At 57.5% G+C, this 24681-nt stretch carries 21 protein-coding genes, 1 tRNA gene and 2 rRNA genes; 9 read left to right on the forward strand and 15 right to left on the reverse strand.

Going from position 1 to position 24681, the window contains the following annotated elements:
* The first annotated feature begins 111 nt into the window (after positions 1–111).
* Entirely contained in the window at positions 112–1308 is a 1197-nt protein-coding gene (locus tag ACZ5M3_RS06075; protein WP_464838831.1) for a proteasome-activating nucleotidase, read from the forward strand.
* Here ACZ5M3_RS06075 and ACZ5M3_RS06080 read toward each other — a convergent pair.
* A complete protein-coding gene (locus tag ACZ5M3_RS06080; RefSeq protein ID WP_464838832.1) occupies positions 1295–2419 on the reverse strand; it encodes an MFS transporter in 1125 nt (374 codons plus the stop codon). The two genes, ACZ5M3_RS06075 and ACZ5M3_RS06080, sit on opposite strands and share 14 nt — an antisense overlap.
* A 97-nt stretch (positions 2420–2516) precedes the next feature.
* On the opposite strand from ACZ5M3_RS06080, the gene ACZ5M3_RS06085 reads away from it, so the two are divergent.
* Together ACZ5M3_RS06085 and ACZ5M3_RS06090 are read left to right on the forward strand one after the other, a co-directional pair.
* On the forward strand, positions 2517–3443 hold the full coding sequence (locus tag ACZ5M3_RS06085) for an RIO1 family regulatory kinase/ATPase domain-containing protein (protein WP_464838833.1): 927 nt from the start codon (positions 2517–2519) through the stop codon (positions 3441–3443).
* The gene (locus tag ACZ5M3_RS06090) at positions 3443–3922 is read left to right on the forward strand and encodes a hypothetical protein (RefSeq protein WP_464838834.1); all 480 of its coding nucleotides are present in this window, start codon (positions 3443–3445) and stop codon (positions 3920–3922) included. Before ACZ5M3_RS06085 ends, ACZ5M3_RS06090 begins: the two co-directional genes overlap by 1 nt.
* Here the strand turns inward: ACZ5M3_RS06090 and ACZ5M3_RS06095 are convergent.
* Genes ACZ5M3_RS06095 through ACZ5M3_RS06105 form a run of 3 tightly spaced genes read right to left on the reverse strand, consistent with a single transcriptional unit; the run spans position 3912 to position 6955 of the window.
* On the reverse strand, positions 3912–4859 hold the full coding sequence (locus ACZ5M3_RS06095; RefSeq protein WP_464838835.1) for a radical SAM protein: 948 nt from the start codon (positions 4857–4859) through the stop codon (positions 3912–3914). The genes ACZ5M3_RS06090 and ACZ5M3_RS06095 overlap by 11 nt on opposite strands.
* Positions 4856–6031: an MFS transporter gene (locus ACZ5M3_RS06100; RefSeq protein WP_464840769.1), complete on the reverse strand. Its 1176-nt coding sequence runs from the start codon at positions 6029–6031 to the stop codon at positions 4856–4858. Before ACZ5M3_RS06100 ends, ACZ5M3_RS06095 begins: the two co-directional genes overlap by 4 nt.
* Before the next feature lie 3 nt (positions 6032–6034).
* On the reverse strand, positions 6035–6955 hold the full coding sequence (locus ACZ5M3_RS06105; protein WP_464840770.1) for an isoaspartyl peptidase/L-asparaginase family protein: 921 nt from the start codon (positions 6953–6955) through the stop codon (positions 6035–6037).
* Between the two features lie 124 nt (positions 6956–7079).
* Between ACZ5M3_RS06105 and ACZ5M3_RS06110 the strand changes: the two genes are divergently transcribed.
* A complete protein-coding gene (locus tag ACZ5M3_RS06110; RefSeq protein WP_464838836.1) occupies positions 7080–8405 on the forward strand; it encodes a sodium-dependent transporter in 1326 nt (441 codons plus the stop codon).
* Between the two features lie 19 nt (positions 8406–8424).
* Here ACZ5M3_RS06110 and ACZ5M3_RS06115 read toward each other — a convergent pair whose 3' ends face one another.
* Positions 8425–9339: a PhoU domain-containing protein gene (locus tag ACZ5M3_RS06115; protein WP_464840771.1), complete on the reverse strand. Its 915-nt coding sequence runs from the start codon at positions 9337–9339 to the stop codon at positions 8425–8427.
* Between the two features lie 88 nt (positions 9340–9427).
* Between ACZ5M3_RS06115 and ACZ5M3_RS06120 the strand changes: the two genes are divergently transcribed.
* Positions 9428–10594 carry an MFS transporter gene (locus tag ACZ5M3_RS06120; RefSeq protein WP_464838837.1) on the forward strand — a complete coding sequence of 389 codons (1167 nt, stop codon included), beginning with the start codon at positions 9428–9430 and terminating at the stop codon, positions 10592–10594.
* A 9-nt stretch (positions 10595–10603) separates the two neighbouring features.
* Here ACZ5M3_RS06120 and ACZ5M3_RS06125 read toward each other — a convergent pair whose 3' ends face one another.
* Positions 10604–11188 carry an indolepyruvate oxidoreductase subunit beta gene (locus ACZ5M3_RS06125; protein WP_464840772.1) on the reverse strand — a complete coding sequence of 195 codons (585 nt, stop codon included), beginning with the start codon at positions 11186–11188 and terminating at the stop codon, positions 10604–10606.
* A 121-nt stretch (positions 11189–11309) separates the two neighbouring features.
* Positions 11310–12890 carry a lysine--tRNA ligase gene (gene lysS / locus ACZ5M3_RS06130; RefSeq protein WP_464840773.1) on the reverse strand — a complete coding sequence of 527 codons (1581 nt, stop codon included), beginning with the start codon at positions 12888–12890 and terminating at the stop codon, positions 11310–11312.
* 130 nt (positions 12891–13020) lie between these two features.
* Between lysS and ACZ5M3_RS06135 the strand changes: the two genes are divergently transcribed.
* Together ACZ5M3_RS06135 and ACZ5M3_RS06140 are read left to right on the forward strand one after the other, a co-directional pair.
* Entirely contained in the window at positions 13021–13905 is an 885-nt protein-coding gene (locus ACZ5M3_RS06135; RefSeq protein WP_464838838.1) for a PhoI, read from the forward strand.
* A 33-nt stretch (positions 13906–13938) separates the two neighbouring features.
* Positions 13939–14550: a hypothetical protein gene (locus ACZ5M3_RS06140; RefSeq protein ID WP_464838839.1), complete on the forward strand. Its 612-nt coding sequence runs from the start codon at positions 13939–13941 to the stop codon at positions 14548–14550.
* On the opposite strand, the gene ACZ5M3_RS06145 is transcribed toward ACZ5M3_RS06140, so the two are convergent.
* From ACZ5M3_RS06145 to ACZ5M3_RS06180, 8 genes are all read right to left on the reverse strand, one after another.
* Positions 14544–15110 carry a DUF366 family protein gene (locus ACZ5M3_RS06145; RefSeq protein ID WP_464838840.1) on the reverse strand — a complete coding sequence of 189 codons (567 nt, stop codon included), beginning with the start codon at positions 15108–15110 and terminating at the stop codon, positions 14544–14546. The genes ACZ5M3_RS06140 and ACZ5M3_RS06145 overlap by 7 nt on opposite strands.
* Before the next feature lie 10 nt (positions 15111–15120).
* Positions 15121–15597 carry a magnesium-dependent phosphatase-1 gene (locus ACZ5M3_RS06150; protein WP_464840774.1) on the reverse strand — a complete coding sequence of 159 codons (477 nt, stop codon included), beginning with the start codon at positions 15595–15597 and terminating at the stop codon, positions 15121–15123.
* Positions 15598–15778: 181 nt separating this feature from the next.
* Positions 15779–18809 (reverse strand): 23S ribosomal RNA (locus ACZ5M3_RS06155).
* A gap of 120 nt (positions 18810–18929) precedes the next feature.
* Positions 18930–19006: transfer RNA gene (locus ACZ5M3_RS06160), tRNA-Ala, on the reverse strand.
* A gap of 53 nt (positions 19007–19059) precedes the next feature.
* Positions 19060–20548: ribosomal RNA gene (locus ACZ5M3_RS06165) — 16S ribosomal RNA — on the reverse strand.
* Together the 16S and 23S rRNA genes with 1 tRNA gene alongside form the textbook arrangement of a ribosomal RNA operon.
* A 672-nt stretch (positions 20549–21220) precedes the next feature.
* Positions 21221–22060 carry a ribose-phosphate diphosphokinase gene (locus ACZ5M3_RS06170; protein ID WP_464840775.1) on the reverse strand — a complete coding sequence of 280 codons (840 nt, stop codon included), beginning with the start codon at positions 22058–22060 and terminating at the stop codon, positions 21221–21223.
* A gap of 56 nt (positions 22061–22116) precedes the next feature.
* Positions 22117–22821, reverse strand: coding sequence for a DUF1614 domain-containing protein (locus ACZ5M3_RS06175; RefSeq protein WP_464838841.1), 705 nt, complete (start codon positions 22819–22821; stop codon positions 22117–22119).
* Entirely contained in the window at positions 22814–23191 is a 378-nt protein-coding gene (locus ACZ5M3_RS06180; RefSeq protein WP_464838842.1) for an ASCH domain-containing protein, read from the reverse strand. Before ACZ5M3_RS06180 ends, ACZ5M3_RS06175 begins: the two co-directional genes overlap by 8 nt.
* 136 nt (positions 23192–23327) lie before the next feature.
* On the opposite strand from ACZ5M3_RS06180, the gene ACZ5M3_RS06185 reads away from it, so the two are divergent.
* A complete protein-coding gene (locus ACZ5M3_RS06185; protein WP_464838843.1) occupies positions 23328–23963 on the forward strand; it encodes an MBL fold metallo-hydrolase in 636 nt (211 codons plus the stop codon).
* An 11-nt stretch (positions 23964–23974) separates the two neighbouring features.
* Complete coding sequence (gene radB / locus ACZ5M3_RS06190; RefSeq protein ID WP_464838844.1) at positions 23975–24670, forward strand: DNA repair and recombination protein RadB; 696 nt, start codon at positions 23975–23977, stop codon at positions 24668–24670.
* The last annotated feature ends 11 nt before the right edge of the window (positions 24671–24681 follow it).

Genomic DNA, 24681 nt, shown 5'->3' on the forward strand with positions numbered 1-24681 from the left:
CGCACATCTCGTACCAAAGGTATATAAAGCCGGGTGTCCCAAAGAATACATGGAAAGGATAGAGTTAAAAAGGCCCTTCTACACAGTTTGGATTGTGAGAGGTGAGAGATTATGAGCGTTGAAGACGTTGGCATTAAACCATCGGACGAGTACGATGATTACATCATGTACCTCAAGAGGAGGATCAGGCAGCTTGAACTCCAGGTGAGAACCCTGGAGGCCGACAAGGAGAGACTGGAGAGGGAGCTTTCCCGCCTGAGGATGGAGATGTCCCGGCTGAGACAGCCCCCGGCCTTCGCGGGCACGCTCCTTGAGCTGCTCGACGAGGACAGGGCGATAGTCCAGAACTACAACGGCCCGCGCTTCGTGGTCAGAATAGCCCCCTGGATAGAGAGGGACAACCTCAGGCCCGGGGCGAGGGTCGCCCTCGACCAGAGAACCATGGCCATAGTGGAACTCCTTCCCAGCGAGAAAGACCCGAGCGTTCTGGGCTTTGAAGTCATCGAAAGGCCTGAGGTCAGCTATAACGACATCGGCGGCCTGGACAAACAGCTACAGGAGCTGAGGGAGGCTGTCGAGCTCCCGCTCAGGCACCCGGAGCTCTTTGAAAAGGTGGGAATTGAGCCGCCGAAGGGAGTCCTCCTCTACGGTCCGCCGGGATGTGGAAAGACCCTCATGGCGAAGGCCCTCGCCCACGAGGTCAACGCCACATTCATAAAGGTCGTCGGCAGCGAGCTGGTGAGGAAGTTCATAGGCGAAGGGGCCCGCCTGGTTCACGAGCTCTTCGAGCTGGCCAAGGAGAAGGCCCCGACGATAATATTCATCGACGAAATTGACGCAATAGGCGCTAAGAGGATGGACGAGACGACCGGCGGTGAAAGGGAGGTCAACAGGACGCTCATGCAGCTCCTGGCGGAGATGGACGGCTTCGACCCCAGCGGGAACGTCAAGGTAATAGCGGCTACCAACAGGCCGGACATCCTTGACCCTGCCCTCCTCAGGCCCGGCAGGTTTGACAGGCTTATCGAGGTTCCGCTTCCGGACTTCAAGGGCAGGCTGGAGATACTCAGGGTTCACACCAGAAAGATGAACCTTAAGGGCGTAGACCTGCGCATCATAGCGGAGATGACGGAAGGGGCCAGCGGGGCCGACCTGAAGGCGATAGCAACTGAGGCCGGAATGTTCGCCATAAGGGCAAGGCGCGAGTACGTTACCCAGGACGACTTCCTCAAGGCAATCGAGAAGGTCTTCAGCTCCGAGCAGAAGCTTGCCCAGCAGATAGCCATGCACGAGGTCATGTACGGCTGATTTCCTTCTTTTCCAGCTTTTCTTCCACCCGGATTATCCCCCACGCCACCAGGTACATCGCGGGTATCGACAGAAAGGCCTTCTCATAGCCGAAGCCGTCAATGAGGAGTCCAACGAGGTACGGACCAACGGTTGCGCCAAAGAACCCGACCATGTTGACGAAGCCCATGACGGAACCGAGGTTATCTCCGGCAGCCTTTTCCGACGTGTAGGCCGTGACTATGGCCCCCACGGAGTAGAACGTCAGTCCCAGGGGGATTATCACCCAGGGAGCGGCCGTGAGGGCAAGGATCAGGGTGAGGAGGGCGTTGAGGCCAAAGACCACCGCCACGCTCCTCCTCCCAATTCTGTCGTAGAGGCCGCCGCCGAAGAGCGAGCCGGCGATTCCGATAACCGAGAGGAGAGAGAAAAACAGGGACGCCGTTTCGAAGGAAACGCCCGCGCTAACCAGGAAAGAGACCAGGAAGGTAAGAAGTCCAAAGAAAGCCGCGAGAACTATGAAGTTCGCCGTGCTGAGCAGGAAAACGTTCCGGGGAATTGAGAACCGAACGCGGGACGGCTTTGAGACCTCGCCTCTAACGGCGAAGGCGAGGGCGATTCCTGTTATCAGGCTCATTGCCGAGAGCATCAGAAAGGCGTAGCGCCATTGGAGGCTCACCGCTATGGGAACGACTATCAGGGGGGCTATTCCGCTGCCGATGGGCGGACCGACCATGAAAACGCCCAGGGCAGAGCCCTTTCTCTCCCGATAGACCTCGCTTATCAGGGCCGTCGCAGGGGCATAATACAGACCCGAGAAAAGGCCGTAGAGAGCTCTAACAGCCAGAAGCTCCCAGTACTCCCGGGCAAGGATTATGAGGGCTGAAGAAAGGGAGTACCCAATTATGCTGAGAACAAGGAGCCTCTTCCTCCCAAAGCGGTCGCCGATGTATCCGGCAGGAACCTGAATGAGGGCGTAGGGCAGAAGCAGGGCGGTCATCAAGAGTCCCGCCTCGGCGTTGTTTATCCCAAGCTCTGCCTTTATCATCGGTATAAGGGGCGGGATGGCCATCCTGTGGGCGTAGTTGAAGACCCAGCCGAGCGACACAAGCAGCAGGAGCCTCCTCCGCATGGTTTCGATAAAGGGCTAAGCGTTTAAAAGTCTGTTGGGCAATGCCGGCCAACTATGTTTATAAATGCCGGCAGGAACGGAATTTAGGGAGGGAGCAATGGTAAGCAAGCTGCTGGCACTGGAGGCATACCCCAGCCTGCGCGACCTGGACTTCAGGATACTCAGGGGAGTAGAGCTGAACATGCGCCACCACAGATGGGTTCCCCTGGAGGACATAGCCAGGTTTGCAAGGATTGACATCGAAACGGCGTCCTTCAGACTGGGCAAGCTCGACGACATGTCCCTCGTCAGGCGGAGGAGCGATATCGGATACATTGGCTACCAGCTCACGATACACGGCTACGACGTTCTGGCGATAAGGGCGCTGGCGAAGAAGGGGGTAGTCGAGGCGATAAGCACGGCACAGGTAGGCGTTGGAAAGGACGCCGATGTGTACGTGGGAGTAACGCCGGCCGGGGAGAAGGTGGCAGTCAAGTTCAACCGCATAGGCGGCAGAACCGCATCAAGAAAGGCTGCCTATCACGGGCACGTTTTTCAGGACAAAAGGCACACGAGCTGGCTCTACGTCTCGAGGCTCATAGCGAAGAAGGAGTACGAGGCGCTGACGCTCCTCAGCCCAATAGCCCGGGTGCCCAGACCGGTGGCTTGGAACAGGCACGTGGTCGTCATGGAGTTCATAGACGGGACCGAGCTGGCGGAGCTCCGCGACACAGACCTCTCCATGGAGGAGGCGAGGGGGATACTCGACATGGTTCTGGACGAGTACCTTAAGATAGTCCGCTTCGGCATCGTTCACTCGGACATGAGCGAGTTCAACGTCGTTCTGACCCATGACGGGGGAGTTCTCATAATCGACTGGGCCCAGTACGTCACAACCGCCCACCCGGACAGCTACGAGCTTCTCAAAAGGGATATAACAGTGCTCCTCAATGCCTTCAGGAGAAGATGGCGCGTGGAGGAAAGGTTTGAAGATGTGTGGCCCGGCTTTGAAAAGGCCTGGCTTGAGAGCCGGGGTGAGGGGTGATGATAACCCCGAACAGACGCGAAAAGATAATGAGGCTCTTTCGGGAGGCCATAGAGGCCGAAAACGCCAGAGACCTTGAGAGGACGAAGAAAAAGCTCGATGAGATAATGGAGCTGACCAGAGACGAGGAGCCGGAGTTCTACTTCGAGGCATGCTTCAGACTCGCGGAGATTTTTCTCCAGGAGGACAACTACAGTGGGGCAGTGAAGTGTGCGCTCCGGGCAATCCACCGCGCCCCCAGTGAAGAACTGTACAGGCTGGGAATAAAGAGGCTCGGGGACATCCTGTTCATAATGAAAAGGGAGAACAGGCTCGGGGACATTTCGGGGGGTATGGAGGTGACCCTCAGCCTCGTGAAGGACGACGAGGAACTTCACCGCTTTGTCAGGGCGCTCATGAAGACGGCGAGGGGAGAAAAGGTCGAGGAGAGATTCAAGCTCGACGAGTTCAACGAGATAATGGAGTTCCTCAGAGGATAGATTGAAGGACGCGCCTCACGTAGTCCCTCTCCGGGCTTTCGGGGAAGTTGTAGGGCTCTTTCTTTGGTCTTTCATTGTAGTACGGTCTGTTGCAGCCCGGACAACCGTGGGTGGCAAATATCTCTGGCGGAATCACTGAGGCAAGTTCATCAACGTCAGCTCCAAACCCGACGAGGGAGCCTCCCTCATCGAACTCAAAGTCCTCCGGCGCGGCGAGCCCCTCCTTTATGAGGTAGTGTGCCACCTGGATTCTCCTGTACCTGGCGAGGCTCGGGGGCTCTGCGTTCTCAAGGCGGGTTCCCCGTATTGGCGTGAAGGCGAAGAGGGAAACCCACGCACCCATCGAATACGCCCGCCCAATGGTCTCCACGGCCTCCCTGTCCGTCTCTCCGAGGCCCATTATAAGGTGCACGAGGGCCTTTCCATCACCAAAGACGTCGATGACATCTTCCGTGAAACGCCACATATCGTCCCAGGAGTAGAGGGATTCCTTGATCTCTGGATATAGTCTCTCACTGGCCACGTCGAGGCCGACGCCGATGTAGTCAACCCCCCGTGATTTGAACTCCTCAAGAGTATCCCTCTCCACGGGCGTTATCGAGACCGAGACCGGAATGCCCAGGGGCTGGAAAAGATCGAGGAGCTCGATAACATCTGAGACTAAGCCGGGATAGTCAACCGTCTGGAGGCATATTCTCGCAAAACCGCCCCCTGGAAGGCTTTTAACAACTTCCTCCACGTCAAAGGCTGGCCAGGTTATGCGGGATAGCCGCCTGAGATCCGCCCCACTCCCCCTGGCCTGGGGGCAGAAGGCGCAGTTGTTCCGGCAGCGGCCGTCGTGATACGTCATGAGGTACGCCGTTGTTGGCCTGGCCAGCATCCTGGCCCTTATCAGCCCCATGGCTATGGCGGTTCCGTAGGAGACCCTGATCTTCATTTTTTCCTACCTCCCATGATGAGAGGCGCGTGGACTATTATAAGTGATGCGGCCGCTATGAACGGAAGCAGTGGGAACACCCCAATGTATCCCCTGAATCCCGCAACATAACCGAGGACAACCTGGCCCCCGAGCATGCCGAGGTCAAAGAACATCGTATAGATACTGGAGCCCATCGTCCGAATTCTGGCAGGGAGGTTGCCCAGGGCCATGAGCTGCATCGCCGGAACCGAGAGACCAAAGCCCGTCCCGATGACCACGGCGCTGAGGTACGAATACGGGGGGAGCTTGTTGAATAGGAGTATGATGTAGCCCAGTATGACGAGGAGCATGCCCGCCCTTATGACCGGAATCGGCCCCCTCCTGTCGGCGCTTCTCCCTCCAAAGAGCCTCATTATGAAGCTCGCTATCCCTATGACCATCATGTAGAAGCCGAACACGCTCTGGGGCATCCCGAGTATCTTGTAGAGTGCAGGCAGATATGTTATAACACCCGCATAGGAAAAGGAGAAGAAGAACAGCGCCAGCGATGCCGCCAGAAAATAGCTCCTGAGGAGCTCCGAGTAGCTGACCTTTTCACGCCTTTCTTCCCTTCTGACAGCCTTCTTCCTGCCGTCACGCCACACCGGAACAACGAGGGTGACCCCAACGAAGGAAAATACCACGGTGAAGGAGAATGCCCCCACAAAGCCGAGCGTATCCGAGAGGTAGCCGCCGAGGGCGGGGCCTATTATGTTGCCCAGAGAGAACATCATGCCGCGCCATCCGAGGGTCTCCCCCATCCGTCCCTCAGGTGCGAGGTCAACGGCGGTTGAGAGGCTGGAGGGGAAGAATATGCCCATTGAAAAGCCGTGAATTGCCCTTGCAAAGGCAAATATCCACAGATTTCCGAGGAGCGCCGAGGCTATGTAGAGAATCCCTGCGAGCATGCCGAGAAGGTTGCCGGCTATCATAGCCTGGAATCTGTAGCCCCTGTCCCCAATCAGCCCACCGATGGGCTTGGAGAAGAGCGAGACGATGGAGGCAACCCCTGCCACCAGACCCACGAGAAAAGGTGTGGCCTCGAGGGTTATCGCGAAGGGCGATATTATGGGGTTGACTACGCTTATGCCCAGGAAGAAAAAGAAGGTCGAGAAGTTGAGGAGCCAGATGTCCCTGAGGGTCCTGTCGATGGCTCAAACCCCCGCTATGGGTTCATCCATGCCGTCCTTAATGAAGGCGTGGCTCATGTGCTTCGTGTTCTTCGCGAATCCCACGTTGCCGCTGGCGTCGACCATTATTACGCCCATGGTGTCCCTGCCGAAGTAGCGCGTTGCGAGGTTTATGGCCGCATCACTCGCAGCCTGGGCGTCCATCCCGAACCTGACGAAGTCCGTGGCGCTCTTGGCCAGGGAAAGCTTTATCGCCACTTCGCCGAGGCCGGTGCACGAAGCGCCGGCAACCTCGTTGGCGTAGGTTCCGCCGCCGATTATCGGGGTGTCACCAACGCGGCCGAACATCTTGAGGAAGACACCGCCTGTGGAGGTCCCTGCAACAACTTCCTCGCCGTCGAAGGCGACCGCTCCGACCGTGCTCCTGAGCACCTCCGGGTACTCCTTGATCAGCTCGTTGAGCTTCTTCCAGTGCTTCGTCTCACCCGTTTCGAGCAGCTTTTTTCTCAGCTCCTCCCACTGCTTCAGCCTCTCGTCGGTAACGGGGTTGTACTCTTCAAAGCCCATGAGCCTGGCGAACTTTACCGCCCCCTCACCGTTGAGCAGAACGTGGTCGGTCTTCTCCATAACCTTCCTCGCGACGCTTATCGGGTTCTTTACCCCCCAGATCCCGGCGACGGCTCCGGCTTCGAGCGTTTTGCCGCGCATTATGGCCGCGTCCATCTCGACCTTTCCGTCGAGGGTGAGGACGCTTCCGGTGCCCGCGTTGAACAGCGGGTTGTCCTCAAGAACCTTGACTGCCTCCTCAACCGCATCCAGGGCGGAGCCCCGCCTGAGTTCGCGCCAGCCCGCTAAAACTGCCTCCCTAACACCCGCGATGACCTTTGGAATGCGCTCTTCTTTTCGTATAGTGCCGGCACCGCCGTGAACTATTATCGCGACCATGAGAACCACCGTAATAAAAAGTCCTCGAATGGTTAAAAGAATTGTGGAAACGGAAAGATGAGGAAGAACCGGACAGAAGAGTTTTAAATCTCCATGTGTATTATAAAGAACCGGAGGGTCTTTTATGTCTGCAAGAAACCGGCTCTGGTACCTCTCACTGGTGGTTGCCGCATATATGATCGGCATTTCAAACCTGTGGAAGTTTCCAGCACTGATTCTCAAGTACGGGCTTGGTGGACTTCTTTCATACCTGTTCATGGTTATTCTCATGATACCCCTTATCTCAGCAGCCATGGAAAGCACCAAAAAGAAGAGACACGAGCTTGTGGAATATTATGAGAGGGAATTCAACACCCCCGGCCCCGCAGTAGCATTCTTCCTTTTTGACATATTACTTCTCTCATATTACTCCATCGCCAGCGGTTGGTTTCTAAAAACAATGGGGCCTTCAGGAGTTCTTCCTCCAGAGGGATGGAGCATCGTCACCCTGCTGGTCTTCTTCTCTCTGCTGACACTGATCCTTCTGAAAGGCGGGAACAGAACGCTTGACCTGATGGTCGTTTCTCTCCTGTTAGCGTTTGCATCCCTAAGCCTTGCGATATGGGCTGTATATACCAAGACCGAAAGCGCTGGACTAATGGCTACTGTTGAAGCCCAACTGAGACAGGTACTCATTTGGAAGGGAATAACCGGCCAGATGGCAGTGGATATGGCAAAACAGGCAGCTTATTCGGTGGGCATTGGAATGGGATTCTATGCACTGCTTGGGAGCTTTCTGCCCGATGAAATGGGCTCCGTGAAGATCGCAACAGTTGGGGCATTCCTCGACACAGCAGCCGCCTTTATGGGCGTTGTCTTAATGACCACGGTTCTTACGGTCTCTTCAAACCCCCCAAGCCAGGGAGTCGAAATCATTGTTTCAACACTTCCAACCACACTGAAGCGCATGAATATGACGGTACCTTTCTATTTCCTGTATTCGGCGTTCTTTTTTGCTGCCCTCTCAAGCATGATACCGCTGGGGGAGCTTGTAGCAAGAGTCACCATGGAACTCTCGACGATGCCCAAGAACCCCCGCAGGTTTCCAGAGTTCCGAAAAAGATCCGTGACTAGGATCATGACACTGACACTTTTCATAGGGCTTTCCATGGTAGCTGCGGGGGAGTACACTGGTATCGACATAATCTCAATATTCGACGAGACAGTGGAGACCTTTATACTGTTTGGAGCCATCCTGGAAGTTCTAGCTGTCATTTACAGAAAGGAATATATTCCAAATGTGCTCAGGAATCTTTCCTATCCGGGGATCCTCATACTAGGCATTCTTGGAACCGAGGCAGTTTGGGAAACTGTAAAAAAAGAAAATCCTGTTCCACTAATCATCTTGCTGATCGTCCTCGGGATTGCACTCCTGCCAAAGGAATACTGGACGAAGCACCTCAAAGGTTAAAGATTTTCACAAAGGGATCCTAACTCAGAGCCATGTTTATTATCGTTTCCCCGATGTTCTCAAGGTACTCAAGGATTCTCCTGTAGCTCTCAAGGGCTATTGACTGCCGGTAGTCGATGGAGCGTATCTCCTCCTTCAGCCCAAGCATGAGCCTGTCTATCTTGCCCAGGTCTCTCTCCTCTATCTGTGCCATCATCTGGCTGAACTTTTCCTTGAGGTACGGCACGCTTATCTCGCTCGGGTTCTCGGCGATTCTCGTTATGTGGTCACCTATGCGTTCAATGTTCCGGACTATGAACAGTATGCCCAGCAGGTCAAAGGTCCTCCTTATTATGCCGCTCTCCTCCGTAACACCGCGCTTGCTGAGGAGCCTGTTGACGGCTCGAATTATGAGGAAGTAGAACCTGTCCAGCTCGTTCTCAAGGTCGTTTATGTCGCGGAGAATCTCCCCATCGCCGGGGGAAGCTATGAGAAGCTCAAGGTCGCCCAGCATCGATATTATGAGGGAGCGTATCCTGTTCAAGAGCTCGGCAAGGTTGACCTCCTCCTCATCGAGGAGGCTCTTGGCGACTATCCTCTGGGGCTCGTCGAGTATTATCTCAACACCCGGGAGGCTCTGGAGCACCTTCCTTATCTTGACCTTGTATATCGGCATCTCCTCGACCAGGTGAATCTCAAGGACGTCGTAGCCCTGGATATAGGCGGATATAACGAGCCTGACTGCCATGTCAGGGGAGTACTCGCGTGATATGGTGAGGATCTTCCTCTCGCTTACCTCCCTCGGCTCTTTCGGGAAGATGGTTATGCTCCCGTCGGGGTTTATAGAGAGGGGAACGACATCACCCTGGCTGAGGCCGTGTTCCCGAACCCACTTTTTCGGGAGGGAGATTATGTATGAACTCCTGCCGGTAAATTGGATTTTCCGGAACTCCATAGATATCACCGCCAATATATAGAAACTCCGAGAGGTATAAAAGACTTCAGTTCGACAGACTTATAAACGCTAAGATTAACGTTAGCACATGTTCCAGGGCTACGGCAGAGACGCGAAGATACTCATAGCGGCAAACGCAGCCGGCCAGCTGTTCCTCCAGTTCTCGATATTCATAATGCCCTTCTACCTGGCCGTTCTAGGCTACGATATGACCGCCATGGGGACGTTCTTCTCAATACAGACGTTCACGGGGGGACTTTTCTTCCTGATGGCCGGGCAGGTCTCACTGAGGCTGGGCTATAGGAGGACCCTCATCATTTCGGCCCTCCTCGGGCTCGCAGGAAGGCTCCTCCAGGTGGCCGCGATAAACGACTACGTCCTCGCCCTCGGCTTCTTCCTGGTCGGCGCGAACATGGGGCTGAGACAGCCAAACTTCACCGCCCTGCTCAGCGAGGAGGTTGGCGAGGAGAGGCGCCATCACGCGTTCTCGATAAGCTTCGGCCTGGGGACGATATTCAACGCCCTGGGAGTCCTCATAGCTGGCTTTGCCCCGGGCTTTTTCGTGGGGCTCGGGCTGACGGAGGGGATAGCCTACCGGCTGGTCATCTCGCTTGCGCTCCTTCAGTTCGTCCTCGTCATTCCGGCGTTGTTGATGATACGGGACGTTCCCGTGAGAAACCCGCGGATAAACTGGAACCGTGAGCTTGTCATCAAGATACTCAAGTTCTCCCTTCCGAGCGCGCTGATAGGCTTCGGGGCGGGAATAACCATCCCCTACATGAGCCTCTACTTCAAGCTCCAGTTCGGGCAGACGCTCGCGGCCATAAGCGGGATATTCTTCTTCCAGCAGCTGGCGATGGGCCTCGGCTCCTTTGGCCTTCCAAAGCTGGTTCACAGGATAGGGCCGGTGAAGGTGATAACGTCCTTCCAGAGCATAGCGGCCTTTCTCTTCGCGATATTCCCCTCGATAGAGACCTTCCTGTTAGCGGCACTGCTCTACGTCGTCCGCTCCATCCTCATGAACATAGTCTGGCCCATAAACGACTCCTTCATGATGGGCTTCTTCTCGACCGAGGAGAAGGCCACCGCGGCGGGGATAAGGAGGGCATTCTCGACCTTCATGCGCGGTGGGGGGAACTACGTCGGCGGCCTGCTGTTCGGGATGTCCCTGAGCTATCCGTTCTACGCGACTGCCCTGCTGTACGTCATAGCGACGGCGATATTCTACGCATTCTTCATAAAACACAACGAGTGAAAAGAAAAGTCAGCCCTTGGCGAGCTCGATTCCCCGTTCAAGGGCCCTGAAGTTGATCTCCCAGAGCCTCTCCCTGAGAGTGAGCCTTATCCCCTCGTAGAGGGACTCCTTCCTGAGGGGCACGAGGCCCTTTCCGTGGGAGTAGCCGAGCATCAGGACGCCGAGGGTCCTGGGGTTTATCTTCTCGGCCTCGCGCTGGAAATCCAGCATGTGAACTGGGCATATTCTGCCGATGGCTTCCCGTATCTCCTCCAGCTCCGGGTACTTCTCCTTTCCCACGAGTGTCGTCGCGGTGTGTATCGGATAGGCGTTTATCACGGCCGTGCTGTTTTTACCCAGAAATCGGGCGTTTCTCAGAGCCTCGGCGGGTTCAAGGGCGAGCATGAGGCTGGCTTTTCCCTCCTCGATTAGGGGTGAGTAGACCTCCTCCCCAAACCTCAGGTAGCTGAGAACGCTCCCATAGCGCTGGCTCATCCCGAGGGTTTCACCTATTCTGACGTTGTAGCCCTCGTGCATGGCAGCGTTTCCCACTATCCTGGAGAGGGTCAAACCGCCCTGTCCACCGACGCCGGTGATTATCAGGTTGAATTCCATGAGCACCACCGGAAGGCTTTGGGAGGGAGGCGATAAAAACCTGTTGTCGAGAAAATTCGGCTGGCTGGAAAAAGCCCCGAAAATACCACGGGGAAAGGCAAGAAAAGGTTGAAAACTGAAATCAGCCCTCCATACGGAGACGCCTTATCACAAAGTCCCTATCGAGGGAAGCCAGGAAAGGTGCCAGTCTTGGCCCGCGATCCTTGCCGATGAAGATGTTGTAGAGCGCCCTGAACCACTCCTTGCTCGGGATTCCGCGCTTCTTCGCCGCGTCAAAGATGGCGTTGTTGAGATCGTCAACGGTAAAGACCTCGTGGGACTCCACCCACTCCGCAACCTCAAGCATGGCATCCCTTATCCTGGGCCCCAGTTCAATCTCGGGAGGCTCCTCCAGGATGCTGAACTTCACGTTGTCCGGGGCATACTTCTCAACCCAGTTTTTAGCCAGGCGTATGCGGAGCTTCACCCGTTCGACGTCCTCTTCACCGAGCTTCTCGGGAAGATGACCCTGTTCCTGGAGGACGCGGATTATGCCCTCCTCGTCGAGGTGGGGCATCTGAACGAGCGTAACCAGGAACCTGAAGGGTGCCTGGGCTGTGAGCCTCCCGGGAACATCAGGCATCGAAAGCTCATAGGTTCTCTTGAGCTCCTCTTCCTCCTCCGGGTTCTTCGCCCGTTCGAGGCCGAAGTAAATCCTCTCGACCTTGTCGAACTCGTCATAGAGGTTCAGCAGACCCAGACCGAGGTCTATCTTAAGCTCCTTGTTCGGCCTCGCCTTGGCGTAGATAAAGCGTATTATTCCCGGCTCAAGAACCTCGTAAAGGTCACTGAGGAGTATAACGTTGCCCTTTGATCCGCTCATCTTGCCCTTCTGTCCCTTGATCCCGACGAACTCGTACATCAGGTCTATTGGGGCGGGCCAGCCGAAGACCCTTTCCACTATCTCCCTCCCAGTGTCGTAGGAGCCGCCGGCGGCGAGGTGATCCTTTCCAGCCGGCTCGAAGTCGACCCTGAAGTGCGCCCAGCGCATGGGCCAGTCAACCCTCCACCTGAGCTTGACGTTGCCCTCGCGGATGTCCGTCTCCCCCTCACTGCCGCAGTGGGGGCACTTGTAGGAGACCTTCCACCCGCCGTCCCAGGAAACGAAGTCCGCCTCCTTCCTGCAGACCGGGCAGTAGATCATGACCGGCTGCCAGGAATCCTCGAGCGGCGGCTGCCTGGCCCGCTCACGGTACTTATCAAGGATGGCCTTTATCTCACCGCGCTTTTCGAGGGCACGCTTTATCTCCTCAGCGTACTCGCCGGACTTGTACAGCTCGTAGGCGTGGAGGAAGTCCACCTCTATGCCGAGCTTTTCAACTTCGCTCTCGAAGAGCTCCATGAAGTGCTCAGCGTAGCTGTCGTGACAGCCCCAGGGATCGGGAACTTCCCTAACCGGCTTCGTGAGGTGTTCCTTCCACTCCGGCGGGACGTTCTTCGGAACCTTCCTAAAGCGGTCGTAGTCGTCCCACATGTGGATGTGTCTCACCTTCTTTCCCCGGTCCCTCAAAGCGTGGCCGACTATATAGGCAGTGAAAAACTCCCTGAAGTTCCCTATGTGAACGTAACCGCTCGGCGTTATCCCGCTCTCAACTACATATTCATCCTTGTCACCGCGCTCCCTGATAATCTTCTCGGCCATGTAATCCGCCCAGTGAACCATTTTCACCACCGGGTTTAGCTCCGCTGATGGGCTTTTAAGCTTAAGCTTGGCCCTTTGTAACAACTTTGAAATGGAAAATTTTATAAGCATGAATGGTAAGAACTACTCATGAACGTAAGGGGGAATCACCATGGAGGTTGAACTGAAGAGGGCGCAGGTATTCTTTCCCGCCTCTCTCGAAATCCAGGAGGAGCTCCTGAAGGCGGGCTTCAAAGTCCCCTACGACAAGGAGAGCGGAAGGAAAACGCCGGTTCCGGTCGTGGTGAGCTCAAAAGAAGAGAGAAGACTGAGAAGGAACAGGCTCCTCAAGGCAAAGGACTTTGAAAGCGACGGAAAGTTCGCTCTGGTGCCCGGGGAAAGGGCAATCATGGAGATTGAACTGACTGAGAAGGGCTTCCTGATACTGCGGCCAAAACTGATCGAGTACCACCTCGAGGAGATGGGCTTTGTCTCCATCCCTCCGGGGATCTGGGGGACGTGGGCGAGCTTTTCGTTGCCATTCTCGACCTATGAAAGGCTCACTGAATTCCTCAGGGAATTTCATGGAGGCGAGAAGAACGGTTTTTACACCGCCTCCAGGGGCTTCGGCGGAAGGATAGAGGTCTACACCTACAAGGGGAGAAACAGAAAAGACCTCGGGATTCCAGTTTTCGGCTACACCCTCGGCCTGCACGGGCTGACCCTTGCCGAGGAATACTTCCGTGAGAAGGCCGGGGAGAATGATGTCCCAACAGAGAGACTCCGCTACCTGAAGCTCGGCCTAAGAAAGAGGAGGGAAACAAGAGCGGGCTTGAAGGTAGGGGTGGTCTGGGAAAAGGGGAGGCCGGTTGAGATAACGCTCAAGCTCTCAACGACCGAACCCAGGATCAGGATCCAGGGGCTTTATGGGGAGCTTGTCGGCAAATCCCGAGGGGAGCTTGTGAAAACCGGAGGCTGGCACATCGTTGTCCACGCGAGCGATTTCATCACCGCACTGGAGATCGCTGGTGAGGCCTTTGGGAGCAACTCATATTAACCCCAACCCCCTCTTTATTTTTTGGTGGAATAAATGCTTCCAGGATGGGTTGCCTACGCTGGCACCGCCGCTGCCTCCATACTCATCGCCATATGTGTCACGAAAAGGCTCGGGCCGGAATGGGCCTGGGTGAACCGGAAGATAATCCACTTCAGCATAGCCCCTGCAGTTCTGATGTTCTACTACGGAAAAATACCCCCTGAGGTCTTCAGCGGTGCAGCCTTCCTCTTCGGCCTCTTCCAGCTCTGGCCGCACCTCAAAAAGAGGGAGTTCTCATGGTACCAGATAGAGCACAACTACGGGGAAGTCTTCTTCGCCTTCTCTGCCTCTGTCATCCCGATGGTTCTGCCGAGGGAGTACGCAACGGCCCTTTTGCTCGCGATGGCTGTCAGCGACGGCGTAACGGGAATAATCAGGCACTACTACTTCAGGAGACACGGCTTCAACGTGAAGCTGAGGAAACACTGGACCGGAAGCCTCGGCTACCTGGCGACGGCCATGATAATATCTTTCCTTCTCCCCGATGCTGGTGCAGTGGGAAAAATAGGATGGGCCTTGATGCTGACCCTCGCGGAATACCAGCCCTGGCTCGATGACAACTTAGCCGTTCCCCTCGTTGGGAGCGTTCTCTTTCTCGTTTATTGAGCCCATCTGACCTTTAAGCTGTCCTTCTTCACTTTGTTGAACTCAGCGACGAGTGCTTTCCCCGTCTTCTCCATGAAGCCCTCAATGTCGGTGATGCCGACTTCTTTGAGACCTATGGCCTCGACACCCTTGGGGATTCCCTTGGCCTCGACGTTTATCCCGATGTGTACCTTGACGCTGACCGGGGAGACGGTGGCTATCGAGATGCTGAGCTTCTTTCCGTTAACGTAGATGTCATCACCCCTTCTGACGGTCTTCACACCATATTCACCGAGAACCTCACACAGCTTCGCTATGAAGAGCTTCTGAAGGGTCGATGCGAAGAGGGAGTTGACCACGTCAAAGACCTCGACTATGTAGTGCACCATGTCGTCGCTCTTAATCTCTTTGCTTTGGCGGAGGTCTTCGATGTCAATCATCTCCTCTACTTTAACGTCGCACTTCCCGCGGAAGACGACGAGAGAGCTCCCGAGGATTCCAAAGTTTTTGTAGGCCCAGTGGCTCTGGATCGCCGAGCCGTCGTAATCGATGCGCCTGTCCCTAACGATGAGCAGCTCCATTCCAACCACCTCAGTCCAGCCTGTCAAGGAGTTGTCTAAGCTCCTCAAAAGACTTTACATCGACCCACATGTGGATGAAGTCGACCTCCGGAAGGGTCATTTTGATGTCATCAATATGGATGTCCCTGTCGTCCACGTAGATGACATCGCTGATCTCATAGCCGATAGACGCGAGTTCCTCAAGGGTCCGCATTATCATATCGGCCTTGTTGGGATGTCCCTCAATCTTCGGGAACAGGAAGTAGTCCCAGAGGCCGAAGCCCTCAAGGATAGGCCTCACCTTTTCCTCGACGTTCCAGCTGGCGATTGAGAGGAGAAAGCGTTCGCTGGCCCAGCCAAGAAATTCGCGGAAGCCGGGAAAAAGATGCAGTTCGTTACCGTTGGCGTCCGCTAGATAATCGCCGTGAAACTCGAAGGGTGGTACCAAACGTGAGGCATCCTCATGATCCCAGAGGGTGCCGTCCAGATCGAGAACGAGGAGTCTCATTTCAACCACCGGAAAAGCTCCGCTGGGAGGGTTTTAACGGTTGCGGCACGAAAACATTACGATAATGACGATTAGTTGCCTGGAAAGATGCAAGCACAACAGGAATGCAGAACAGGTGAGATTTAAGGGCCGGGACCGTGCACAGGCCGATTGACCTATCAAATGCCCAGCCCCCCTTTCAGGGACAGAAACCTCGGGCTGTTGGGAGCGGCAGACTGAACGGGTCGGTTTCCCTTCCCGCTTACATCCCCGCCCCATCAAACGGGTCTTCTTCCCGAGCCCTCGTCCCAGGCAAAGGACCGGTCGCCCGACCCCCTGCGCCTGGGAGTGGCCGCCTATTTTCGGGGACCGCTTCGGCCTTAGATGCTTTCAGGCCTTATCGGACGCGGCGTAGCTGCCCGGCTGTGCCCTGTAGGACAACCGGTAGACCAGAGGCCGCGGCTCCCTGTTCCTCTCGTACTGGGGGAGCCTTCCCCTCAGGCGGCCAACACCTCCGGTAGATAGCATCCGACCTGTCTCACGACGGTCTAAACCCAGCTCACGTTCCCCTTTAATGGGTGAACACCCCCACCCTTGGCCCCTGCTGCAGGGCCAGGATGGGAAGAGCCGACAGCGAGGTAGCAAGCCTCGGGGTCGATATGGGCTCTCGCCCGAGACGACTCTGTTATCCCCAGGGTAGCTTTTCTGTCATCCCTGGCCCCCACCGGGGAGGCACAGGGGTTCGCTAGGCCACGCTTTCGCGGCTGGACCCGCCTCTGTTACGGGTCCAGTCAGGCCGGCTTTTGCCCTTGCACTCTACGGCGGATTCCTGACCCGCCTGAGCCGACCTTAGGGCACCCTCGATACCTTTTCGAGGGTGTGCCGCCCCAGCCAAACTGCCCACCTACCGCTGTCCCCCCCATCGGGGGTTAGCCGTACGGCAGAGGGTGGGCGGTGTCTCATGGACGGCTCCACCCGCCCCGGAGGACGGGCTTCGACGCCTCCCGCCTACGCTGCGCACCCCCCGCCGTACGGCAACGGCAGGCTGCAGTAAAGCTCCATGGGGTCTTCGCTTCCCACCGGAGGTCCCAGGCATATGCGCCTGGCAGTGGTTTCGCCGGGCCCCAGCCGGGGACAGTGGGGACCTCGTTACGCCATTCATGCAGGTCGGCATTTAACCGACAAGGAATTTCGCTACCTTAAGAGGGTTATAGTTACCCCCGCCGTTTACCGGTGCTTCACCCGGTTGAACCCGGGCTTCACATACCGGCACTGGGCAGGCGTCGGCCCCAGTACAAACCCTTTCGGGCTAGCTGGGACCTGTGTTTTTACTAAACAGTCGGGCCCCCCTAGTCACTGCGACCTGCGGGTTACGCACCCGCAGGCACCCCTTCTCCCGAAGTTACGGGGCCAATTTGCCGAGTTCCCTCGGCTGGGTTTCCCCCGACACGCCTTAGGCTTCTCACCCAGGGACACCGGTGTCGGTTCTCGGTACGGTCGCGGTGGATCGTTCCCAGAGGGCTTTTCACGGGCCCCAGGGATCGGCGGAACCCCCCTTACGGGAGGCCATTCGCGCTTTCATCCGGTTCTCGCCATTACGGCACTCCCCGGACTTATACGCTTAGCCGGCCTTGTGGGCCGGTCCGCCTACCCCGAGGCGTCACCCTCTGGGCTTGCGTTGCCGCACCTACCACCGCGGTACGGGAATATAAACCCGTTTCCCTTTCGCGGGCGCCGAGTTACGGGCCCGCTTAGGACCGACTAACCCACGGCTGACGAACATTGCCGTGGAACCCTGGCCCCTTCGGCGGCCGGGATTCTCACCCGGCTATGCTGCTACTCCCGGCAGGATCCACAATACCGACGGGTCCACCGGACCTTACGGCCCGGCTTCCACCCCACCGGCACGCCCGCCTACCCGATCACGGACCAATCGGTCCGTGCGCCGGGGTCTCGGCAGCCGGCTTAAGCCCCGTCCATTTTCGGGGCCCCTGACCTCGACGGGTGAGCTGTTACGCACTCTTTAAAGGATGGCTGCTTCTAAGCCTACCTCCCCGCTGTCTAAGGCCAGGGACACCCTTTGGAGTAACACTTAGCCGGCATTTAGGGGCCTTAACCCCGGTCTGGGTTGTTCCCCTCTCGGTTGACGGCTTACACCGCCACCCTACTCCGGCCATCTACGGCGGCAGTGGGTTCGGAGTTTGACAGGGAGCCGGGGGATTTCTCCCCCTAAACCCCCAATCAGTGCTCTACCCCACCGCCTACCTCCGGCCGGGCTATCCTGAGGGATAATTCGGCGGGAACCAGCTATCGCCGGCCTCGATTGGCCTTTCACCCCTAGCCCGAGGTCACGGGAGCGAATTGCACGTCAGCATCCCTAGCGGGCCTCCATCCCTCTGTTGAGGGACTTCACCCTGCCCCGGGCTAGATCGACCGGCTTCGGGTCTCACGGCCGTGACTCCGGGCGCTTTCACACCCCGTCCCTCACCCTTACGGGCTGCGGACCTGTCGGTTTCCCTGTGGCTTCGGGGTTGACCCCCTTAACCTCGCCACGGCCGTGAACTCCCTGCCCCGTGATCCAAGACGGACGGTGCAACCCCGGTCGCCTCCCCTCGTACTCCACGGTCGCCCGTGTTTCCTTCGGGGAGGGTCAACCCTTTCGGGCCGCACCCACCTATCGCCGCCTGGTTTCAGGCTCTTTTCACCCCCTGCCAGGGGTGCTTTTCAGCTTTCCCTCACGGTACTAGTTCGCTATCGGTCTCGGGACGTATTTAGGGTTGGGAGCCGATGCCTCCCAGCTTCCCGCCGGATATCCGACCGACGGTACTCAGGAACCCTGCAGGAGCCTGAGGGCTTACGCCTACGGGGCTTTCACCCTCTTCGGCGCCGCGTTCCAGCGGACTTCGGCTTCACCCTCGAGGCTCCAACGCAGGGCCCTACTACACCACATCCCCTCCGGGTTTCCCCGAAGGGTTCAGTTTGCCCTGTGCCGCTTTCGGTCGCCCCTACTCACGGCATCGCTTTTGCTTTCTTTTCCTGCGGGTACTAAGATGTTTCAATTCCCCGCGTTCCCCCTCCCGACTGGGAGTGCGGCAAGAGCCGCAGGAGGTCCCATTCGGGAATCCCCGGTTCGACGGCTGCCTGCGCCTCGCCGGGGCTTATCGCAGCTTGCCACGCCCTTCGTCGGCGCCCCGAGCCGAGCCATCCACCAGGCGGCTTAGGTTTTCTGCCCCCTACTCAGGGGGCTGGGCATTTTTTGGGTCAATCGGCCTGTGCACGGTCCTCATCGTGACCCCTGTTCGGGGCCTAGGACCCTTCCACCCCGAGCCGTGCTCGGGATGTGCACCTCTTCGTGGTGGACCGGCCGGGATTCGAACCCGGGGCCTTCGGCTTGCAAAGCCGACGCTCTCCCAGGCTGAGCTACCGGCCCACGGAAGGCAGGCCCGACATCCCTTAGACCCCCCGGACGGATTTTCCGGCGATAGGAGGTGATCGAGCCGTAGGTTCCCCTACGGCTACCTTGTTACGACTTCTCCCCCCTCACGGAGCCCAGACTCGACCCGACCTCCCCGAAGGGAGATCAGGCCTCATCCAGACCCCGCTCGGGTGGAGTGACGGGCGGTGTGTGCAAGGAGCAGGGACGTATTCGCCGCGCGATGATGACACGCGGGTACTAGGGATTCCAGCTTCACGCGGGCGAGTTGCAGCCCGCGATCCGAACTGGGGGCGGGTTTAGGGGATTCCCTTCCCCTTTCGGGGTCGGATCCCATTGTCCCGCCCATTGTAGCGCGCGTGTAGCCCGGGGGTTTCGGGGCATACTGACCTACCGTCGCCCGCTCCTTCCTCCGGCTTATCGCCGGCGGTCCCCCCAGAGTGCCTCCTCCCCAGCGGGGAGGACTGGCAACTGGGGGCGCGGGTCTCGCTCGTTACCACACTTAAGTGGACGCCTCACGGTACGAGCTGACGGCGGCCATGCACCTCCTCTCGGCGTGTCCGGCAAGACCTTCAGCCTGGCCTTCATCCTGCCGTCGCCCCCGGTGAGGTTCCCGGCGTTGAATCCAATTAAACCGCACGCTCCACCCCTTGTAGTGCTCCCCCGCCAATTCCTTTAAGTTTCAGCCTTGCGGCCGTACTCCCCAGGCGGCGGGCTTAACGGCTTCCCTTCGGCACCGGGCGAGCTCGAAGCTCGCCCGACACCTAGCCCGCATCCTTTACAGCCAGGACTACCCGGGTATCTAATCCGGTTCGCTCCCCTGGCCTTCGTCCCTCACCGTCGGACCCGTTCCAGCCGGGCGCCTTCGCCACTGGCGGTCCCCCTGGGATTATAGGATTTCACCCCTACCCCAGGGGTACCCCCGGCCTCTCCCGGTCCCAAGGCCCGCAGTATCCCCAGCAAGCCCCACGGTTGAGCCGTGGGATTTCGCCAGGGACTTACGGGCCCGGCTACGGACGCTTTAGGCCCAATAATAGCGGCCACCACTCGGGCCGCCGGTATTACCGCGGCGGCTGCCACCGGCCTTGCCCAGCCCTTATTCCCGGAGCTTTTTACACTCCGGAAAAGCCGTGGCGATGCCACGGCACTGGGGGTCCCCCCGTCGCGGTTGCCCGCATTGCGGAGGTTTCGCGCCTGCTGCGCCCCGTAGGGCCTGGACCCGTGTCTCAGTGTCCATCTCCGGGCTCCCACTCTCATGGCCCGTACCGATCTTCGGCTTGGTGGGCCGTTACCCCACCAACTACCTAATCGGCCGCCGGCCCATCCTCGGGCGGGCAGATGCCCCTTTCGGCCTGAGGACCTTCCAGTACCTCAGGCCTATGGGGGATTAGCCCCAGTTTCCCGGGGTTATCCCCCTCCCGAGGGTAGGTTACCGACGTGCTACTGAGCCGTCCGCCGGTGCGCGCAGAGCGCGCCCCATGACTCGCATGGCTTAGTCGGACCCCCATAGCAGTGGCCTCCGGCAGGATCAACCGGAATTGAGCAAGGAGTACGGCCGGTGGGACTTCCCTCAAGGGGAAGTACCAAATATCCGTCCGGGGTTTAGTCGGGATGTCGGGCCTGCCTTACCCCCGAGGGGTCCGCCTTTCGGCGTTTCCTCGGGAGCGCACCTTTTTGTGACCCGGGCTGGAGGGCGGGGTTCATGAGTAGGTGCTTTGCACCCTGTCCCCCCGACGCCGCCGTCTTGGCGCCCGGGTGTTTCGCGCCCTGTTCGGGCGCTCCACCCAATAGGGGTGAACCCCAGCAGTGAAAAATTTTTGCAAAACCCCTCACCGGGCATATTTTTAAAAAAGAAGCTGTCAAAAGACGCCGCTAAAATGCACAATTTTAGACATAAAAATGACAAAAATTTTTGCAGGATTCAGAGGAACATGAACTGAGAAAAGCAACCACCGAGACCACAGCACTCACTGTGAGAGACTCTTCATCACCCAGCCCCAGACAGGCGCCGAGAGACACGGCCACGTACCAGCCGAGTGTGATCACAGGGAAGTCAGAAGGAGCGTGGGTTATCACTCAGGGGCAGCAACCTGCCGAGAAAGAAAACCCGGAGGGGCATGGCAGGGGTCATCACCCAAGGAGCACATACCCCTCCTGCAAAGGAGAGAAAAAGGACGAGGGCGGCCAGCTTCTCCCTTAAAGAGACCACCGCTAAAGGCTCAGTATGTCAGGCACTACGCTTATCTTCGAAACCGGCGTCGGTATGGTGTTCGTGACGGCAAGCTCGTCAACGGCTTTGCCCACCCTCTCTATTGCCCCCTCGGCGAAAACTCCGTGAGTGGCCGCGACGAAGACTTTCTCTGCACCCATGTCCCTCAGCAGGTTTGCGGCCCTGACCATCGTCCCCCCCGTGCTTATGATGTCATCGACTATGAGCACGTTCTTCCCCCTCACATCAACGTCAACAGGCTTCATCTGGACCTCCGTTGGGGAGATGCGAACCTTGTGGAAGTGGCTGTACTCAAGGCCCAGCCTTTCGGCAACTGCCTTCGCCCTCGCAAGGGCTCCCTTGTCAGGGGCGAGCACAATGCCCTCACCGAGCTTCTCCCCGAAATAGTCCGCTATGGCCCTCGCCGGAGAAAGGTTGACCGCCTTGCCGGGGAAGAACCTGAGGGTCTCGGGATTGTGGAGGTCAAAGACGTAGAGCTCATCGTAGTAAACGGCCAGGACTCTGAGTACGGCCCTAACGCTCACGGGCTCTCCGTCCTTTGTGACCCGGTCCTGTCTGGAGTACGCCAGGTAAGGAACGACGGCCCTGAGCTTCTGAACCCCCCTCTCGCGCAGCGCATCGGCCATTAGAATCAGCTCAACCAGATGCTCGTCTTGGGGAGAGAACGTGGACTGAACAACGGTAACCTCCTCCGAAGAACCCAGGATCCTGACGTACTTCTCACCGTCGGGGAATCTCTTTATCTCAACATCAAGAACCTCGCCGCCCAGGGCCCTTAGCTCATCCTCCAGATGCCTGGCACCGCTTCCGACCACGAACATGAGCACCACCTCGTTTTGCCGTTGGAGTGTTCAATCAGGGACTTATAAACCCACCGTCATACCAGAAGGACGGCAATAACACCCGCGAGGAAGATTCCGTCGAAGGTGCCGGCACCCCCTATGCTGACCATCGGTGCACCCAGGTTCTTGATACGCTCCCAGTTCATTATATCCGCGCCGATGAGGACTCCCATCGTTCCGCTGACGTAGGCCACGAGGTTGGGGTTGCCGTCCCCCAGAAGCCAGCCGAGGAGCATGGCTATCAGCGGAGGAAGGAACATGGGCATCGCTATCCCCAAACCCCTGACGGGCCTGGCAAAGGCGTGACTGAAGACGGCAGCTATCACCGTGGCCAGAAGCGTGTTAAAGAGCAGAGCGAACTGGGCCAGGTAGAGCAGCCTGAAGATCTCATAGAGGACTATACTCAGAGGAACCAGCGCCCCGCCGACGTTTATGGCTATTATCACCCTCCTCTCAGCCCAATCAAAGTAGGGGACTGGGTAGGAGATTCCGAAGAAGCGAACCTCCCTCAGGCCGATGACCGGCTCGTAGGAGACCTCCTCCGCGATGGGGATGTTGATGAAGCTCCCGAGAAGTGCGAAAATGAAGAGTGCATACGCGACCTCGGGGGGTATTCCAAGCTTCTCAAAGGCCGCCATGACTATGCTCGAAAATATGACGAATACCGCCAAGAAGATGATGAATATCAGGAAAAGAACCGGAAGCGAAACGGGAGGGATTATGAAGCGCCTCTTATTCATCCTCCACCACCACGTTGGCCCACACCTGGGCGCCTCTGGGGACGCGAACTTTCCTCGGCCCATCGAATTTCTCCGCGTTGCGGAAGACCCAGGCGTATAGGGGCTTTCCTCCAGAGTACTCCCTGAGAAAATCCACATCAACCAGGTGCTTGTCGGCATGCTCACCGAGTTCCTCGGGGGTGAAGGGACCGAGAACGTCAACCAGCTCCGCACTTCCAACGGCCCTGCCGCCGCTGATTATGAGGACTCTCCCCCTGATCCTAGTCCGGGATTTTCTTATCTCCCAGACCTTCTTCCCCTCGGCTATGAGCGTTGCAAAGGGTTCGCGCACTATCAGACCCCTTTTGCGGTTTGAATTCTCGGCACACATCAGTATGGTGACGAAAACGAAGTATATAAAATCTACGCCAGACTCTCCGAAACTAGCCCTGGCAAGTTTTCAAAAAGAACCGCCAATGAAAAACTTTAAGTCCACCTCACCGAACCCATCAGAGGAGGTATCACCGATGAAGATTATCTGGTACGGACACGCGTGCTTTTGGGTCGAGACGAATGGTGTGAGACTGCTCATCGACCCGTACCCAGAGGTTGAGGACGACAGGATAGGAGAGGTGGACTACATACTGATAACCCACGAGCACGTTGACCACTACGGCAAGGTCGAACTGCTCTCAAGGCTGAGAAACGCTGAGGTCATAGGGCCGAAGCCGGTGTACATGATGGCCATCAGCGACGGCGTGACCAGGGTCAGGGAAATAGAAGAAGGGCAGACGCTGGAGCTTGGGAACGGCGTCAAGGTTACCGCCGTCTACATGGAGCACCCGTCAAGCCAGTACCCAGTGGGCTACATCATAGAGGGCGACAAGACCCTCCTCCACACCGGCGATACCTATTCAACCCCCGCCCTCCAGAAGCTCCGCGGGAAGGTGGACGTTCTCCTGGTGCCCATCAGCGGACGCTCAACGGCAAACGAACGCGAGGCGGCGCAGATAATAGAGGACATAAGACCCAGAATCGTCATCCCAATGCACTACGGGATTTACGGGCAGGGGAGCGTCGAAAAGCTCCAGAACGAACTGAGAAAGCGGCGCATCTGGGTCATGGTTCGCCCCATGGAACCCTATGAGGAGCTCACCCTATAGCGGTGGGACTGATGCTCACCACGGGGGTAAAATCACTCGACGAGCTTCTTGGAGGGGGCATAGCCGAGGAAGTTCTGACCCAGATTTACGGGAGCTTTGCCACCGGGAAGACAACGCTCGCGGTGCAGATAGGCCTTCTCAGTTCGGGAAAGGTCGCCTACGTTGACACGGAGGGAGGTTTCTCACCGGAAAGGCTGAGCCAGATGGCCGAATCCCGGGGACTGAATCCGGAGGAGGCCCTCCAGAGGTTCATCCTTTTCACACCCTCCGATTTCAAGGAGCAGAGACGCACCATAGGAAGCCTGAAAAAGGTCGTTGATGGGTCGTTTTCCCTCGTGGTGGTGGATTCAATAACGGCACACTACCGCGTTGAAGAGCACAGGAAGAACCTCACGGCCGAGCTCGGCAAACAGCTCCAGGTTCTCCTGTGGATAGCGAGGAGAAACCGCATCCCCGTGGTGGTCATAAATCAGGTTCACTTCGACAGCAGGGCGGAGAGGATGAAGCCCGTCGCCGAACACACCCTCAACTACCGCACCAAGGACATCCTCAGGCTCGACAAGCTCAACACTCCCGGAATGAGGGTGGCCATCCTTGAGAGGCACCGATTCAGGCCCGAGGGGGGAATGGTCTACTTCAGGATAACGGAGAAGGGGATTGAGGAGGCCGCCAAAGGGAAACCAGAAGCTCAAAAGGGAAGTTTCTAAATATTGCCTTG

This window comes from Thermococcus coalescens (genome assembly GCF_055392585.1).

What these genes read in the sequence shown, in the direction of transcription:
- ACZ5M3_RS06075 (WP_464838831.1), top strand. Translation starts at nt 112, where the DNA reads ATGAGCGTTGAAGACGTTGGCATTAAACCATCGGACGAGTACGATGAT.
- ACZ5M3_RS06080 (WP_464838832.1), bottom strand. Translation starts at nt 2,419, where the DNA reads ATGCGGAGGAGGCTCCTGCTGCTTGTGTCGCTCGGCTGGGTCTTCAAC.
- ACZ5M3_RS06085 (WP_464838833.1), top strand. Translation starts at nt 2,517, where the DNA reads ATGGTAAGCAAGCTGCTGGCACTGGAGGCATACCCCAGCCTGCGCGAC.
- ACZ5M3_RS06090 (WP_464838834.1), top strand. Translation starts at nt 3,443, where the DNA reads ATGATAACCCCGAACAGACGCGAAAAGATAATGAGGCTCTTTCGGGAG.
- ACZ5M3_RS06095 (WP_464838835.1), bottom strand. Translation starts at nt 4,859, where the DNA reads ATGAAGATCAGGGTCTCCTACGGAACCGCCATAGCCATGGGGCTGATA.
- ACZ5M3_RS06105 (WP_464840770.1), bottom strand. Translation starts at nt 6,955, where the DNA reads ATGGTCGCGATAATAGTTCACGGCGGTGCCGGCACTATACGAAAAGAA.
- ACZ5M3_RS06110 (WP_464838836.1), top strand. Translation starts at nt 7,080, where the DNA reads ATGTCTGCAAGAAACCGGCTCTGGTACCTCTCACTGGTGGTTGCCGCA.
- ACZ5M3_RS06115 (WP_464840771.1), bottom strand. Translation starts at nt 9,339, where the DNA reads ATGGAGTTCCGGAAAATCCAATTTACCGGCAGGAGTTCATACATAATC.
- ACZ5M3_RS06120 (WP_464838837.1), top strand. Translation starts at nt 9,428, where the DNA reads ATGTTCCAGGGCTACGGCAGAGACGCGAAGATACTCATAGCGGCAAAC.
- ACZ5M3_RS06125 (WP_464840772.1), bottom strand. Translation starts at nt 11,188, where the DNA reads ATGGAATTCAACCTGATAATCACCGGCGTCGGTGGACAGGGCGGTTTG.
- lysS (WP_464840773.1), bottom strand. Translation starts at nt 12,890, where the DNA reads ATGGTTCACTGGGCGGATTACATGGCCGAGAAGATTATCAGGGAGCGC.
- ACZ5M3_RS06135 (WP_464838838.1), top strand. Translation starts at nt 13,021, where the DNA reads ATGGAGGTTGAACTGAAGAGGGCGCAGGTATTCTTTCCCGCCTCTCTC.
- ACZ5M3_RS06140 (WP_464838839.1), top strand. Translation starts at nt 13,939, where the DNA reads ATGCTTCCAGGATGGGTTGCCTACGCTGGCACCGCCGCTGCCTCCATA.
- ACZ5M3_RS06145 (WP_464838840.1), bottom strand. Translation starts at nt 15,110, where the DNA reads ATGGAGCTGCTCATCGTTAGGGACAGGCGCATCGATTACGACGGCTCG.
- ACZ5M3_RS06150 (WP_464840774.1), bottom strand. Translation starts at nt 15,597, where the DNA reads ATGAGACTCCTCGTTCTCGATCTGGACGGCACCCTCTGGGATCATGAG.
- ACZ5M3_RS06170 (WP_464840775.1), bottom strand. Translation starts at nt 22,060, where the DNA reads ATGTTCGTGGTCGGAAGCGGTGCCAGGCATCTGGAGGATGAGCTAAGG.
- ACZ5M3_RS06175 (WP_464838841.1), bottom strand. Translation starts at nt 22,821, where the DNA reads ATGAATAAGAGGCGCTTCATAATCCCTCCCGTTTCGCTTCCGGTTCTT.
- ACZ5M3_RS06180 (WP_464838842.1), bottom strand. Translation starts at nt 23,191, where the DNA reads ATGTGTGCCGAGAATTCAAACCGCAAAAGGGGTCTGATAGTGCGCGAA.
- ACZ5M3_RS06185 (WP_464838843.1), top strand. Translation starts at nt 23,328, where the DNA reads ATGAAGATTATCTGGTACGGACACGCGTGCTTTTGGGTCGAGACGAAT.
- radB (WP_464838844.1), top strand. Translation starts at nt 23,975, where the DNA reads ATGCTCACCACGGGGGTAAAATCACTCGACGAGCTTCTTGGAGGGGGC.